Source organism: Streptomyces sp. NPDC048461, from assembly GCF_055587105.1.
The window spans coordinates 53,501-67,965 of sequence record NZ_JBVJGW010000019.1 but is presented as its reverse complement, the minus strand read 5'-3'; the positions used below and the strand labels follow the sequence as shown (position 1 = coordinate 67,965).

Sequence of the window (14,465 nt, the reverse complement as noted above, 5' to 3'; positions counted from 1 at the left end):
CGCCCCGCGGCCCCCGGGCCGCGGGCCCGCCCCGCCCTGCCCCCGCTCCACTCCGCCCCGCCGACATCAGTCCAGCTCACAGGAGTCCACGTGCGTATCGCGGTGACCGGATCCATCGCCACAGATCACCTCATGGCCTTCCCGGGCCGGTTCGTCGACCAGCTGCTCCCCGACCAGCTGGAACACGTCTCGCTGTCCTTCCTCGTCGACACCCTCGAGGTGCGGCGGGGCGGAGTCGCGGCCAACATCGCCTACGGTCTCGGCGGCCTGCGCCTGGAGCCCGTCCTCGCGGGCGCCGTGGGCCCCGACTTCGCCGAGTACGAGGTCTGGCTCAAGGAACACGGCGTCGACACCGGCGCGGTGCACGTCTCCACCGAGCACCAGACCGCCCGCTTCATGTGCATGACCGACCGGGACACCAACCAGATCGCCTCCTTCTACGCGGGCGCGATGGCCGAGTCCGGCCGCATCGACCTCGGCGCCCTGCACGCCCGCACCCCCCTGGACCTGGTCCTCGTCTCGCCCAACGACCCGGCCGCGATGGTCCGCCACACCGAACAGGCCCGGGAACTGGGCATCCCCTTCGCCGCCGACCCCTCGCAGCAGCTCGCCCGCCTCACCGGCGAGGAGGTCCGCAGCCTGGTCACCGGCGCCCGCTGGCTGTTCACCAACGAGTACGAGTCCGCCCTGCTCCTGGAACGCACCGGCTGGAGCCGCGCCGACGTCCTGGGCCGCGTCGGCACCTGGATCACCACCCTCGGCGCGCAGGGCGTCCGCATCGACGCCGAGGACCGGCCGCCGCTCACCGTCCCCGCCGTCCCCGACGCCCGCGTCGAGGACCCCACCGGCGTCGGCGACGCCTTCCGCTCCGGGTTCCTGGCCGCCGTCAGCTGGGGACTGCCGCTGGAGACCGCGGCCCAGCTCGGCTGCACGCTGTCGGCCCTGGCCCTGGCGGCCGTCGGCTCGCAGGCGTACGAGATCGACCCCGGCCGGCTCCTGCACACCGTCCGCACGGTGTACGGGGAGCGGTCGGCCGCACTGCTGGAGCCGAAGCTGGGACAGCCGGCATGACCACGAACGCGCAGACCCGGGCCGACGCCCTCCGTGAGGCGCTCGCGACCCGTGTGGTCGTGGCCGACGGGGCGATGGGGACGATGCTGCAGGAGCAGGATCCCTCGCTGGAGGACTTCCAGCAGCTGGAGGGCTGCAACGAGGTGCTGAACGCGACGCGGCCGGACATCGTGCGCACGGTCCACGAGGCGTACTTCTCGGTGGGCGTGGACTGTGTGGAGACGAACACGTTCGGCGCGAATTTCGCGGCGCTGGCGGAGTACGACATTCCGGAGCGGAACTTCGAGCTGTCGGAGTCGGGTGCGCGGATCGCGCGGGAGGTCGCGGACGAGTTCACGGCCTCGACTGGGCAGCAGCGGTGGGTGCTGGGCTCGATGGGGCCGGGCACGAAGCTGCCGACGCTGGGCCACATCGGTTACGCGCAGATCCGCGACGCCTACCAGACCAACGCGGAGGGTCTGATCTCCGGCGGCGCGGATGCGCTGCTGGTGGAGACCACCCAGGACCTGCTGCAGACGAAGTCCTCGATCGTCGGCGCGCACCGGGCGATGGCTGCGCTGGGCGTGTCGGTGCCGCTGATCTGCTCGGTGACGGTGGAGACGACCGGCACGATGCTGCTGGGCTCGGAGATCGGCGCGGCGCTGACGGCGCTGGAGCCGTTGGGCATCGACATGATCGGCCTGAACTGCGCCACCGGCCCCGCCGAGATGAGCGAGCACCTGCGCTACCTGGCGCGCAACGCCCGCATCCCGATCTCCTGCATGCCCAACGCGGGCCTGCCCGTGCTGACCAAGGACGGCGCGCACTACCCGCTGTCGGCCTCCGAGCTGGCGGACGCGCAGGAGACGTTCGTGCGCGAGTACGGGCTGTCGCTGGTCGGCGGCTGCTGCGGCACCACCCCGGAACACCTGCGCCAGGTCGTCGAACGCGTCCGCGGAGCCGTACCCGCCGCCCGTGACCCGCACCCGGAGCCCGGCGCCGCCTCCCTGTACCAGACGGTGCCGTTCCGGCAGGACACGGCGTACATGGCGATCGGCGAGCGGACGAACGCCAATGGTTCGAAGAAGTTCCGCGACGCGATGCTGGAGGCGCGCTGGGACGACTGCGTGGAGATGGCCCGCGACCAGATCCGCGAAGGCGCCCACATGCTCGACCTGTGCATCGACTACGTCGGCCGCGACGGCGTCGCCGACATGGCCGAACTCGCGGGCCGCTTCGCCACCGCCTCCACCCTCCCCATCGTCCTGGACTCCACCGAAGTCCCCGTCCTGCGCGCCGGCCTGGAGAAGCTCGGCGGCCGCGCCGTCATCAACTCCGTCAACTTCGAGGACGGCGACGGCCCCGAGTCCCGCTTCGCACAGGTCACCCGCCTCGCGCAGGAGCACGGCGCCGCGCTGATCGCGCTGACCATCGACGAGGAGGGACAGGCCCGCACCGTCGAGCACAAGGTCGCCATCGCCCAGCGCCTGATCGCCGACCTCACCACCGGCTGGGGCATCCGCGAGTCCGACATCCTCATCGACACCCTGACCTTCACGATCTGCACCGGCCAGGAGGAGTCCCGCAAGGACGGCATCGCGACGATCGAGGCGATCCGGGAGCTGAAGCGTCGCCACCCGGACGTGCAGACGACGCTGGGTCTGTCGAACATCTCCTTCGGCCTGAACCCGGCCGCCCGCGTCCTGCTGAACTCGGTGTTCCTCGACGAGTGCGTCAAGGCCGGCCTGGACTCGGCGATCGTGCACGCCTCGAAGATCCTGCCGATCGCCCGGTTCGACGAGGAGCAGGTCACCACCGCCCTCGACCTGATCTACGACCGGCGCGCCGAGGGCTACGACCCGCTGCAGAAGCTGATGGCGCTCTTCGAGGGCGTCAACACCAAGTCCCTCAAGGCCGGCCGCGCCGAGGAACTCCTCGCCCTGCCCCTCGACGAGCGCCTCCAGCGCCGCATCATCGACGGCGAGAAGAACGGCCTCGGCGCCGACCTCGACGAAGCCCTGGAGACCCGTCCCGCGCTGGACATCGTCAACGACACCCTCCTGGAGGGCATGAAGGTCGTCGGCGAGCTCTTCGGCTCCGGGCAGATGCAGCTCCCCTTCGTCCTGCAGTCCGCCGAAGTCATGAAGAACGCCGTCGCCCACCTCGAACCCCACATGGAGAAGACCGACGCCGACGGCAAGGGCACCATCGTCCTGGCCACCGTCCGCGGCGACGTCCACGACATCGGCAAGAACCTCGTCGACATCATCCTCACCAACAACGGCTACAACGTCGTCAACATCGGCATCAAGCAGCCCGTCTCCGCGATCCTGGAAGCCGCCACCGAACACCGCGCCGACGTGATCGGCATGTCCGGCCTCCTCGTGAAATCCACCGTGATCATGAAGGAGAACCTCCAGGAGCTCAACGCCCGCAAAATGGCCGCCGACTACCCGGTCATCCTCGGCGGCGCCGCCCTGACCCGCGCCTACGTCGAGCAGGACCTCCACGAGATCTACGAGGGCGAAGTCCGCTACGCCCGCGACGCCTTCGAGGGCCTGCGCCTCATGGACGCCCTCATGGGAGTCAAACGCGGCGTCCCCGGCGCCACCCTGCCGCCCCTCAAGCAACGCCGCGTCGCCCGCCGCGACACCGGGCCCGCCGAACCCGAGGAGGCCGCCGAGCTCGGCTCCGTCCGCTCCGACGTCGCCGTCGACAACCCCGTCCCCGCCCCGCCGTTCTGGGGCACCCGCGTCGTCAAGGGCATCCCGCTCAAGGACTACGCCTCCTGGCTCGACGAAGGCGCCCTCTTCAAGGGCCAGTGGGGCCTCAAGCAGGCCCGCAACGGCCCCACCTACGAAGAACTCGTCGAGAGCGACGGCCGCCCCCGCCTGCGCGGCCTCCTCGACCGCCTCCACACCGAGAACCTCCTCGAAGCCGCCGTCGTCTACGGCTACTTCCCCTGCGTCTCCAAGGGCGAGGACCTCATCCTCCTCGACGAACGCGGCAACGAACGCACCCGCTTCACCTTCCCCCGCCAGCGCCGCGGCCGCCGCCTGTGCCTCGCCGACTTCTTCCGCCCCGAGGAATCCGGCGAGACCGACGTCATCGGCCTCCAGATCGTCACCGTCGGCAACCGCATCGGCGAAGCCACCGCGAAACTCTTCGAGGCCGACGCCTACCGCGAATACCTCGAACTGCACGGCCTGTCCGTCCAGCTCGCCGAGGCCATGGCCGAGTACTGGCACGCCCGCGTCCGCTCCGAACTCGGCTACGCGGGCGAGGACCCCTCCGACGTCGAGGACATGTTCGCCCTCAAATACCGCGGCGCCCGCTTCTCCCTGGGCTACGGCGCCTGCCCCGACCTGGAGGACCGGGCGAAGATCGCCGAGCTCCTCCAGCCGGAGCGCATCGGCGTCCACCTCTCCGAGGAGTTCCAGCTCCACCCCGAGCAGTCCACCGACGCCATCGTCATCCACCACCCCGAAGCCAAGTACTTCAACGCACGCTGAACCCCGCGATCCGGAAAGGAGCCCGACATGCCGGCAGCCGTGGCCGTCACCGCCGAACGCCCCCGCACGTCCGCCCCCGCCACCCTCGGCGTCCGCGAGCTGCTGGCCCAGGGCCGGCAGACCTTCTCCTTCGAATTCTTCCCCCCCAAGACCGACGCCGGCGAACGCACCCTGTGGGCCGCCATCCGCCGCATCGAACCGCTCGCCCCCTCCTTCGTCTCCGTCACCTACGGCGCCGGCGGCTCCTCCCGCGACCGCACCGTCGAGGTCACCAAACGCATCGCCGCGGAGACCACCCTGCGCCCCGTCGCCCACCTGACCGCCGTCGGACACTCGATCACCGAACTGCGCCACATCATCGGCCAGTACGCCGACGCGGGCATCCGCGACGTCCTCGCCCTGCGCGGCGACCCGCCCGGCGACCCCAAGGGGGAGTGGACCGCCCACCCCGAAGGCCTCGACCACGCCCACGAACTCGTCAGCCTCATCCGACGGCTCGGCGACTTCACGGTGGGCGTGGCGGCCTTCCCCGAACGCCACCCCCGCTCACCCTCCTGGAGCCAGGACATCCACCACTTCGCCGCCAAGTGCCGGGCCGGCGCCGACTACGCCATCACCCAGATGTTCTTCCACGCCGAGGACTACCTGCGCCTGCGCGACCGGCTCGCCTCCGTGGGCTGCCTGACCCCGGTCATCCCCGAGATCATGCCCGCCACCGACTTCCGCCAGATCCGCCGCTTCGCCGAACTCAGCGACGCCCGCTTCCCCGACGCGCTCGCCCGCCGGCTCGAAGCGGCCCAGGACGACCCCGCCGAAGGCCACCGCATCGGCGTCGCCTACGCGACCGCCATGTCGGAGCGCCTCCTCGCCGAGGGCGCACCCGGCCTGCACTACATCACCCTCAACAAGTCCACCGCGACTCTAGAGATCCATCAGAACCTGAACGTCAGCCCGAACCCAGCCACCACCATCACGGAGTAGATCCCATGGACTTCAAGGTCGCCGACCTCTCCCTCGCGGACTTCGGCCGCAAGGAGATCACCCTGGCCGAGCACGAGATGCCGGGTCTGATGTCGATCCGCGCCGAGTACGCGTCCGCCCGGCCCCTGGCCGGCGCCCGGATCACCGGCTCCCTGCACATGACCGTGCAGACGGCCGTGCTCATCGAGACCCTCGTCGCCCTCGGCGCCGACGTCCGCTGGGTGTCGTGCAACATCTACTCGACGCAGGACCACGCGGCCGCCGCCGTCGCGGTCGGCCCGAACGGCACCCAGGACAACCCGCAGGGCATCCCCGTCTTCGCCTGGAAGGGCGAGACGCTGGAGGAGTACTGGTGGTGCACCGAGCAGGCGCTGACCTGGCCCGGCCACACCGGCCCCAACATGATCCTCGACGACGGCGGCGACGCCACCCTCCTCGTCCACAAGGGCGTCGAATACCAGAAGGCCGGCGCCGTCCCCGACCCCTCCACCGCCGACAACGAGGAAATGGCCCTCGTCCTGGCCCTGTTGGGCAAGACCGGCATCGACTGGGCGGCCCTGGCCGCCGACATCCGGGGCGTCACCGAGGAAACCACCACCGGCGTCCACCGCCTCTACGAGATGCACCGCGACGGCACCCTCCTCTTCCCCGCCATCAACGTGAACGACGCCGTGACCAAGTCGAAGTTCGACAACAAGTACGGCTGCCGCCACTCCCTGATCGACGGCATCAACCGCGCCACCGACGTCCTCATCGGCGGCAAGACCGCCGTCGTCTTCGGCTACGGCGACGTCGGCAAGGGCAGCGCCGAGTCCCTGCGCGGCCAGGGCGCCCGCGTCATCGTCACCGAGATCGACCCGATCTGCGCCCTCCAGGCAGCCATGGACGGCTACCAGGTCGCCACCCTCGACGACGTCGTCGAAACCGCCGACATCTTCATCACCACCACCGGCAACAAGGACATCATCATGGCCTCCGACATGGCCAAGATGAAGCACCAGGCGATCGTCGGCAACATCGGCCACTTCGACAACGAGATCGACATGGCCGGCCTCGCGAAGATCGACGGCATCGTCAAGGACGAGGTCAAGCCCCAGGTCCACACCTGGAAGTTCCCCGACGGCAAGGTCCTCATCGTCCTGTCCGAGGGCCGCCTGCTGAACCTCGGCAACGCGACCGGCCACCCCTCCTTCGTCATGTCGAACTCCTTCGCCGACCAGACCCTGGCCCAGATCGAGCTGTTCACCAAGCCCTCCGAGTACCCCACCGGCGTCTACGTGCTGCCCAAGCACCTCGACGAGAAGGTCGCCCGCCTGCACCTCGACGCCCTCGGCGTCCGCCTCACCACCCTGCGCCCGGAGCAGGCCGCGTACATCGGCGTCGACGCCGCCGGCCCGTACAAGCCGGACCACTACCGCTACTGACCCGCCCGCCCCGGCCCACGGGCCGAACAGATCGCGCCACCGGCTCTCGAACTTCCCTCGAGAGCCGGTGGAACCCCGTGGCCGGCCATCCCGGGGAGTGTCACGATCGGATGTCCGAGCCGAGGGCGAGCAGTACTCCCACCACCGCAGATGAGGATGTCCCATGAACACCAACCCGGCCGGTAGCCCCCCGCACCACCCTGCCGGCGGCCCGAGCCCCTACACGGCCCCTCCGGGCTACCACACCCAGCACCAGCCCCAGCCGCAGTACCAGCCGCCCGCACCGGCGGCCACCGCACCGCGCGGCAAGGCGGCCACAGCGCTGCTCCTGGTCTCCACGGTCCTCGTGGGCCTGATGGCGGGCCTCTTCTTCGCCTTCGACGTCTCGGTCATGCCGGGTCTGGCGGCGGGCGACGAACGCACCTACGTCACCGCGATGCAGGCCTTCAACAAGGCCATCGACGGCAACGGCCTCTTCGGCATGGCGTTCGTCATCGCCCTGCTGGCCTCCGCCGCCTCGGCGGTCGTCGAGTTCCGCAAGGGGCGCCGCGGCGTGGCGATCTGGGTCGCGGCGGCCACCGTGGCCTACTTCGTCGTCCTGATGATCACTTTCTCCGTGAACATCCCCCTCAACAACGAACTCGCCGACGCCGGCGACGCCGCGAAGATGACGGACTTCTCCGTCGTCGACAAGTTCAAGGGCACCTGGGTCTCCACCAACATCGTCCGCACCCTGCTGTGCACGGTGGCCCTCACCGCCCTGTCCCGCGCCCTGATCCTGTACGGGCGCGCCACCCGCTGACCCGCCCCGCCGGCCCCGACGGGGTCCTTGAGCCCCCCACCCGCGCCACCACGAAGTCCCCCGGCCCACCCGACCGGGGGACTTCGCGCACACCGCACCCACCGCACACCGCGGGGACGGTGTGCGCGCCGCCGCTCAGCCCGCCCGGCCGTGCAGGACCAGCGCCCACGCCAGGAACCCGACCGACGCCGTGCACAGCAGGGTCCGCCACACGTTGGCACGCGCCCAGGGCCCCTCGAAGGCACGGCGCACGGCGGCCGGATCGCTGATCCGCGCGACCGGGCCGGCCTTCTCCAGCACGTTGTTCAGGGGGATGTTCACCTTGTTGGTGACGCCCATCGAGACGACGTAGCAGACCAGCGCCGCGATCAGCGGCGGCAGCACCTCGCGCCCGTCGGACGGGATGTGCAGGGCCAGCGCCAGAGCGGTGAACAGGAACGCGCCGATGTAGCCCAGCACGAACCACCCGTTGAGGATGGCCACGTTGATGCGCTGCATGACCTCGATCACCGTACGGTCGTCGGTGCGCTTCAGGCCGGGCATCACGGAGACGGCGAAGCCGTAGAACAGGCCGCTCACCAGTCCCATCGAAACGGTCGCGGCGATGAGCGAGGCAAGGCGTGCGGTCTCCATCGGGTGTCCCCCTGCTCGTCCGTCCGCGGAGTATCTCGGTCATCGATTCTTCGGGAACGGGTCATCAAATCGTCAAGTCAGGGCGACTATACGGGCGGTAGCGCCCCGGCGGCCGGTCCATTCGAGCGATCCTCCACCGCCTCTTGAGCCCCGCGCACACCCGTCCCCGCGCCCGGCCGCCACCCGCACACCCCCGGCCCGGCCGCAGCCGCTTCCGCCCCGGCACCTCGGGACGCACCGCCGCCGCTCTCCCCGCTCCCGGCTCCGCACGTCGGCCGCCGACCCACCGGGACCGCCGGCGGCACGGCCCCGGAGCCCTCCCCGGAGCCCTCCCGGAGGCCGGCCGCGCAGCCATCCGCGCCGCCCGCCCGCCGAGCCCTTCCCGCAGCCGTCCCCGGGGGCCGTCCGCACCGGCCGGGCGGCGGTCACCGCAGGACCGGAGCACCCGCCCGCCGGACACCCCCCACCCGCCGCCCGGACACCCGGGCGACCGCCCGGCCCCGGACGGCGTCCATAATCTCCACCATGTCCCGCGAACGTGTACCCGACATATCCGTGATCATCGCCGCCTACAACGCGATGCCCTACCTGACCGAGTGCCTGGACTCGGTCGTGGGCCAGACCCTGGGCCTGGACCGGATCGAGGTCATCGCGGTCGACGACGGCTCCACGGACGGCAGCGGCGCGGAGCTCGACCGCTACGCCTCCCTCCACCCGCAGATCCGGGTGGTGCACCAGGCGAACTCCGGAGGCCCCGGCGGCCCCCGCAACCGGGCCCTGGACCTGGCCCGCGGCCGGTACGCCTTCGCCCTGGACGCCGACGACTACCTCGGCCCCGAGGCCCTGGAGCGGCTCCTGCGGATGGCCGACACCCAGAACAGCGACGTCGTCCTCGCCCGGCAGGTCGGCCTCGGCCGGACCGTCTCGGAGAAGGCACACCGCCACGCCCCCGAAGCCGACCTCTACACCTCCGAGGTCTACCGCTCGCTGCACAGCGCCAAGCTCATCCGGCGCGAGATCATCGAGGACGGGCCCGTCCGCTACCCCGACGACCTCTGGTACGGCGAGGACCAGGTCTTCGTCACCGCCGTCTACCTGGCCGCCCGCAAGATCTCCGTGGTCGGCGACTACGACTGCTACTTCCTGCGCCGCCGCGAGGACGGCCAGAACATCACCTCCCGCAGCCGGTCGGCCGGCGAGACGGTCCGGCACATCGAACGCGTCATGGCACTGGTCGCCGACCGGGTCCAGGACCCCGTCGGCCGCCGCCGCATGATCGGCCGCCACTTCCGCAGCCTGATCCGCACCGCCCTGCGCCCGGCGGTGACCGCCCGCCACGACTACCCGGAGTTCACCGCGGAGGTCTACGCCCGCGGCCGGGCGCTCGTCCAGGAGTACTGGACCCCCGACATGGGCGAGGAACTGCCCCGGATCGACTGGATCCGGCTGTACGCGTTCGTCAGCTGCCCGCCGGGGGCCTTCGAGCAGCTGATGGAGTACGACCCGGCGAAGGAGCCGCCGGTGGACCTGGCCGAGAACGGCAGGGTCTACCGGTGCTTCCCGCTGTTCCGCGACACGGCCGCCGGCCTGCCCGACGTCCTCTTCGACGTCACCTCCAAACTCCGGGCCCAGCACCACCTGGCGACGATGGCCTTCAAGGGCAGCCGGATGCTCCTCACCGGCCACGCCTACGTGGAAACCCTGGGCGCGGGACCGGCGCCCGGCGCACTCGTGCTCCGCGAACGCGACAGCGGCCGCGAGCACACCGCCGAAACCGTCCCCGTCGCCTCACCCGACCTGGGGGAAGGCCTGGAGACGGCCGGCTTCCGCACCGAGATCAACCTGGCCGCGGTCGACGCCGGCGGCCCGCTCGGACCGGGCACCTGGGACGTGTTCCTGGACGTACGGGCCGCGGACGTCACCCGCCGGGTACGGCTGGGCCGCAAGTACGCCCCCGACCTGGACCGCACGGCCCGCCGCGCCCGCGTCCTGGCCCAGGACCCGCAGGGCGGCACCGAACTGGCCGTGTCCCCGTACTTCACGGTCCACGACAACCTCACCGTCGAGGTCGTCCGGCGCTTCCCGCCGACGGCGGGCTGAGCCCCGCCTGCCTGGACCGGCAGTACCGTCCGGCAGGAGCCGGCGGCCGCGTACGGAAGGAACCCCATGGCCCGCATCACCCTCGTCCAGGGAGACATCACCGCCGAGCGGGCGGACGCTCTGGTCAACGCCGCGAACTCCTCCCTGCTCGGCGGCGGGGGAGTGGACGGGGCCATCCACCGCCGCGGCGGCCCGGAGATCCTGGAGGCCTGCCGCGCCCTGCGCGCCTCGCACTACGGCAAGGGCCTGCCGACCGGCCGGGCCGTCGCCACCACGGCGGGCCGCCTCCCCGCCCGCTGGGTGATCCACACGGTGGGCCCGGTCTGGTCCCGCGAGGAGGACCGCAGCGACCTGCTGGCCTCCTGCTACCGCGAGTCGCTGCGCGTCGCCGCGGAACTGGGGGCCCGCACGGTCGCCTTCCCCGCCGTCTCCACCGGCATCTACGGCTGGCCCATGGACGACGGGGCCCGCATCGCGGTCGAAACGGCGCGCGCCGCCGCGGCCGCGCCGGTGGAGGAGGTCCGCTTCGTGCTCTTCGACGCGGCGGCCCACGCGGCCTTCGCCGAGGCCCTGGCACACGCCGAGGGACGGTGAGGGCGTACGCGCCACCGGACGCGGCGGCTCGGTACGCCGGCGGCTCAGGGCGCCGTGGAGCCGCTCGCGCGGACGATGCCGTCGAGCTCGGTGTCGATCCACTCCTGGTCGGCCCCGCGCGCCCGGACGGGGGCGACGGAGTTCTCCACGACCGCCCAGCCCTTGCCGCCGTCGGGGGAGGTGACCTCGACCAGCCGGTGGTCGAGGTGGCCGGTGATCATCACCGCCATCAGGGACAGGTACTCACGCTGCAGTTCGGGGGCGAGCTCGCCGTCCCCGGGCAGCTCCAGCACGGCCTGGTGACCGTCCCCCAGCAGCCGGCAGGTGGTCTCCACCGCGCGGATGAGCAGAGCGAACCGCTCACCGCTCAGACGCGCCCGCAGAACCTCCAGGTAGGCACCCAGTACGTCGGGCCCCTCGCCGTCCCCCGGGTCCGCCGGATGGCTCTCGGTCATGTCCCACCCCTCCCCGGACGGCCGTGTCCCCCCGCAGTCTAGGCAGCCTCCGTCACCCCCAGGGCGGTCTTCGGCCATGCGCCCCGACCCCCGGCCCGGCCGCCGCGGGACCCCCGGGACGGAAGGGGCCGGGGACACGCGTGTGCCCTCCCGCGGCCCCCGCGCGCACGCCCACCGGCGTCGAATATGCCATAAAGATATTCGAAACGAATGCACTTTCGGTATTTTCGGGATGAATTAAGTATCATCCCTCGTCCCACATTGACAGCCCGCTGCGCTCTGAGAGTTAATTACTTCGCGGGTGGCCGGATGTGGTCGCGTGTCGGCGGGAACTGGTCGCTCCACGACCACATCCTTCCGACGGCGTCAGCGTGCCGCCGTGGCGATGCCGCAGCAGAGAGGTGTTTCCGGGGCGGGACGATCACGATTGTAGATTGAGCGGGTATTGGCGAATCAGATTCTTTTATGGGGGGATCAATGACCCAGCTCGACTCTTTCTCCGTTCCTGATTTCCACCTTCCGTTCGGGAACTCCAAGCACCCCCAGGCCGCGCGGGCCAACGCCGAAGCCACGTCCTGGGTGGTGCGCCACGAACTCGTCACCGACGCCGTGGAGCAGTTCGCCGGCATCGGCTTCGGCCACCTCGCGGGCCGCGTGAGCGGTGACGTCCCTTACGAAACCGTCGTCTTGCTCGCCGAATGGATGGCCTGGTCGTTCGTCCTCGACGACCAGCACGACCACCTCATCCGCACCGGGGAGGTCGCGGCCTGGCGCCCCGTCGCCGCCGCGATCACCGAGCACCTCCGGACGGGGCGGATCACCGGCACCGAGGCCCGCGGCAACCCGCTGGTGAGCGGGTTCACCGACCTGTGCGACCGCATCCTGGACGGGATGGGCCCGCTGACCGCGGCCCGCTACCGGGCCCACGTCCCCCTCATGCTCGGCTCCCTGGACCAGGAGGCGGGCAACCGCGGGGCATCCGGCGGCGCCGGCCGCCCGGCGGTCCAGGACTACGTCCTCATGCGCCGCCACAGCTCCCAACTGCTCCCGATGATGGACATGGTGGAGGCCGGCCTCGGCCTGGAGGTGCCGCAGCACATCCACGACCTCCCCGACTACCAGGCCCTCATCGCCAGCGCCGTCGACATCATCTCCTGGGGCAACGACGTGTTCTCCCTGCCGAAGGAGCACGCCTGCGGCGACAACAACAACCTCGTCGCCCTCATCTCCGCCTGGGAGGGCTGCTCGCTCGCCGACGCGGTCCGGGACGTCGAGGGCCGCATCCAGACCCGCATCGAGGAATATCTGGCCGGAGAACGACGCCTGTTCGAGGCCCTGGACGCCCACGGCGGGACGGAACCGTCGGTCCGCGCCGCCGTCACCCGCTGCGTGCGCAGTTACGAGGACTGGATGATCGGCGCGGATCTGTGGCAGCGTTACGAGTGCACGCGGTACAGCGACGAACGGTTCGCGGCCGGGCTGGAGTCTGCGTACACCCGCCCGGACCTGGTCTCCGTGGCATGACAGGGAGTCCGACCATGGCGCATCCGCAGCAGTCCGGCCCGGCGGTCCAAGCCCCCGTGGCCCCGGGGCGGTTACCGCTCCTGGGCCACGTACTGCACCTGTGGCGGGAGCCGATCGCGTTCCTGGAGTCCCTGCGGGACCACGGCGGGGTCGTACGCCTCGACATAGGCACCTGGCCCGTCCACGTCCTCACCAGCCCCGAGCACGTCCACACCGTACTGGTCCAGCAGGCCCAGAAGTTCGGCCGCGGCCGGGTCTTCGACCGGCTGCGCCCGATGTTCGGCAACGGCCTCGTCACCACCGACGGCGACTTCCACCGCAAACAGCGCCGGATGATCCAGCCGGCCTTCCACCGCACCCACATCGCCCGGTACGCCGAGGTGATGGGCCGCCAGGCGGAGGAGATGACCGCCTCGTGGACGGCGGGCCGGGAAGTCTCCATGGTCACCGAGACCCGCCGGTACGCACTCTCCTCCGTCGCCGAGATGATCTTCTCGGGGGACCTGAGCCGCCCCGCCGTCGACGAGGTGCACCGCTCGCTGCCCGTCGTCCTGGAGGGCATGCTCGTCCGCGCCGTCATGCCCAAGTCCCTGGACCGGCTGCCCATTCCGCTCAACCGGCGGTTCGACGCGGCCGCCGCCCGCCTGCGCGCCATCATCGACCAGGTGATCGCCCAGTACCGCGCCGAAGGACAGGACCGCGGCGACCTGCTGTCCCTGCTGCTGTCCAGCACCGACCCGGAGACCGGCGCGACGATGAGCGCCGAACAGGTGCGGGACGAGGTGATCGCCATCATGTTCGCCGGTACGGAGACCTCGGCGACCACCCTCGCCTGGATCTTCCACGAACTCGGCCGCCACCCCGAGGTGGAGAAGCGCCTGCACGACGAGGTCGACGCGGTGGTGGGCCAGGGCCCGGTCCGCCCCGCCGACCTCTGCCGGCTGACCTACACCAACAACGTCTTCCAGGAGGCGCTGCGCCTGCACTCGCCGCTGCTCTTCACCCGGCGGTCCCTGGTCCCCCTCACCCTCGGCGGGGTCGCCATCCCCGCCGGGGCCGAACTGGGCTACAGCCCCTACGCGTTGCACCGCGATCCCGCGCTCTTCCCCGACCCGACGGTCTTCGACCCGGACCGCTGGCAGGAGGACGGCGGCGACCGGCCGCGCGACCACCGCTACGTCCCGTTCGGAGCGGGCCAGCACAAGTGCATCGGCGACTCGTTCGCGGTGGCCGAGATCCTCACCGCGGTGGCGAGCGTCGCCTCCCGCTGGCGGCTGGCCCCCGCCCCGGGCGTCACGGTGCGCGAGGTCCCCGCCGGCATCCCGCAGCCCAGCGAGCTGCCCATGATTCCCGTCCCGCGACGCTGACGGAATCCGACCGATCGCGTTCT

11 protein-coding genes are annotated in these 14,465 nt (G+C 71.2%); 9 read left to right on the top strand and 2 right to left on the bottom strand.

Going from position 1 to position 14,465, the window contains the following annotated elements; all coding sequences use genetic code 11:
• Positions 1-90: 90 nt before the first annotated feature.
• From ACZ6S8_RS28075 to ACZ6S8_RS28055, 5 genes are all read left to right on the top strand, one after another.
• Positions 91-1,071 carry a carbohydrate kinase family protein gene (locus ACZ6S8_RS28075; RefSeq protein WP_469460189.1) on the top strand — a complete coding sequence of 327 codons (981 nt, stop codon included), beginning with the start codon at positions 91-93 and terminating at the stop codon, positions 1,069-1,071.
• Entirely contained in the window at positions 1,068-4,562 is a 3,495-nt protein-coding gene (gene metH / locus ACZ6S8_RS28070) for a methionine synthase (RefSeq protein WP_469460188.1), read from the top strand. Before ACZ6S8_RS28075 ends, metH begins: the two co-directional genes overlap by 4 nt.
• A 27-nt stretch (positions 4,563-4,589) precedes the next feature.
• Positions 4,590-5,543: a methylenetetrahydrofolate reductase [NAD(P)H] gene (gene metF / locus ACZ6S8_RS28065; protein WP_469460187.1), complete on the top strand. Its 954-nt coding sequence runs from the start codon at positions 4,590-4,592 to the stop codon at positions 5,541-5,543.
• A gap of 5 nt (positions 5,544-5,548) precedes the next feature.
• Positions 5,549-6,967, top strand: coding sequence for an adenosylhomocysteinase (ahcY, locus tag ACZ6S8_RS28060; RefSeq protein WP_469460186.1), 1,419 nt, complete (start codon positions 5,549-5,551; stop codon positions 6,965-6,967).
• 163 nt (positions 6,968-7,130) lie between these two features.
• Entirely contained in the window at positions 7,131-7,769 is a 639-nt protein-coding gene (locus tag ACZ6S8_RS28055; RefSeq protein WP_469460185.1) for an anthrone oxygenase family protein, read from the top strand.
• A 135-nt stretch (positions 7,770-7,904) separates the two neighbouring features.
• Here ACZ6S8_RS28055 and ACZ6S8_RS28050 read toward each other — a convergent pair whose 3' ends face one another.
• A complete protein-coding gene (locus tag ACZ6S8_RS28050) occupies positions 7,905-8,402 on the bottom strand; it encodes an anthrone oxygenase family protein (protein WP_469460184.1) in 498 nt (165 codons plus the stop codon).
• Between the two features lie 525 nt (positions 8,403-8,927).
• Here ACZ6S8_RS28050 and ACZ6S8_RS28045 point away from each other — a divergent pair.
• Positions 8,928-10,502 carry a glycosyltransferase family 2 protein gene (locus tag ACZ6S8_RS28045; protein ID WP_469460183.1) on the top strand — a complete coding sequence of 525 codons (1,575 nt, stop codon included), beginning with the start codon at positions 8,928-8,930 and terminating at the stop codon, positions 10,500-10,502.
• Positions 10,503-10,568: 66 nt separating this feature from the next.
• On the top strand, positions 10,569-11,096 hold the full coding sequence (locus ACZ6S8_RS28040; RefSeq protein ID WP_469460182.1) for an O-acetyl-ADP-ribose deacetylase: 528 nt from the start codon (positions 10,569-10,571) through the stop codon (positions 11,094-11,096).
• A gap of 44 nt (positions 11,097-11,140) precedes the next feature.
• Here ACZ6S8_RS28040 and ACZ6S8_RS28035 read toward each other — a convergent pair whose 3' ends face one another.
• A complete protein-coding gene (locus tag ACZ6S8_RS28035; RefSeq protein ID WP_469460181.1) occupies positions 11,141-11,551 on the bottom strand; it encodes a hypothetical protein in 411 nt (136 codons plus the stop codon).
• Positions 11,552-12,028: 477 nt separating this feature from the next.
• Between ACZ6S8_RS28035 and ACZ6S8_RS28030 the strand changes: the two genes are divergently transcribed.
• Together ACZ6S8_RS28030 and ACZ6S8_RS28025 are read left to right on the top strand one after the other, a co-directional pair.
• Entirely contained in the window at positions 12,029-13,075 is a 1,047-nt protein-coding gene (locus tag ACZ6S8_RS28030) for a terpene synthase family protein (protein ID WP_469460180.1), read from the top strand.
• A gap of 14 nt (positions 13,076-13,089) precedes the next feature.
• Positions 13,090-14,442: a cytochrome P450 gene (locus ACZ6S8_RS28025; protein ID WP_469460179.1), complete on the top strand. Its 1,353-nt coding sequence runs from the start codon at positions 13,090-13,092 to the stop codon at positions 14,440-14,442.
• Positions 14,443-14,465 lie beyond the last annotated feature (23 nt).

What these genes read in the sequence shown, in the direction of transcription:
- metH (WP_469460188.1), top strand. Translation starts at nt 1,068, where the DNA reads ATGACCACGAACGCGCAGACCCGGGCCGACGCCCTCCGTGAGGCGCTC.
- metF (WP_469460187.1), top strand. Translation starts at nt 4,590, where the DNA reads ATGCCGGCAGCCGTGGCCGTCACCGCCGAACGCCCCCGCACGTCCGCC.
- ahcY (WP_469460186.1), top strand. Translation starts at nt 5,549, where the DNA reads ATGGACTTCAAGGTCGCCGACCTCTCCCTCGCGGACTTCGGCCGCAAG.
- ACZ6S8_RS28055 (WP_469460185.1), top strand. Translation starts at nt 7,131, where the DNA reads ATGAACACCAACCCGGCCGGTAGCCCCCCGCACCACCCTGCCGGCGGC.
- ACZ6S8_RS28050 (WP_469460184.1), bottom strand. Translation starts at nt 8,402, where the DNA reads ATGGAGACCGCACGCCTTGCCTCGCTCATCGCCGCGACCGTTTCGATG.
- ACZ6S8_RS28045 (WP_469460183.1), top strand. Translation starts at nt 8,928, where the DNA reads ATGTCCCGCGAACGTGTACCCGACATATCCGTGATCATCGCCGCCTAC.
- ACZ6S8_RS28040 (WP_469460182.1), top strand. Translation starts at nt 10,569, where the DNA reads ATGGCCCGCATCACCCTCGTCCAGGGAGACATCACCGCCGAGCGGGCG.
- ACZ6S8_RS28035 (WP_469460181.1), bottom strand. Translation starts at nt 11,551, where the DNA reads ATGACCGAGAGCCATCCGGCGGACCCGGGGGACGGCGAGGGGCCCGAC.
- ACZ6S8_RS28030 (WP_469460180.1), top strand. Translation starts at nt 12,029, where the DNA reads ATGACCCAGCTCGACTCTTTCTCCGTTCCTGATTTCCACCTTCCGTTC.
- ACZ6S8_RS28025 (WP_469460179.1), top strand. Translation starts at nt 13,090, where the DNA reads ATGGCGCATCCGCAGCAGTCCGGCCCGGCGGTCCAAGCCCCCGTGGCC.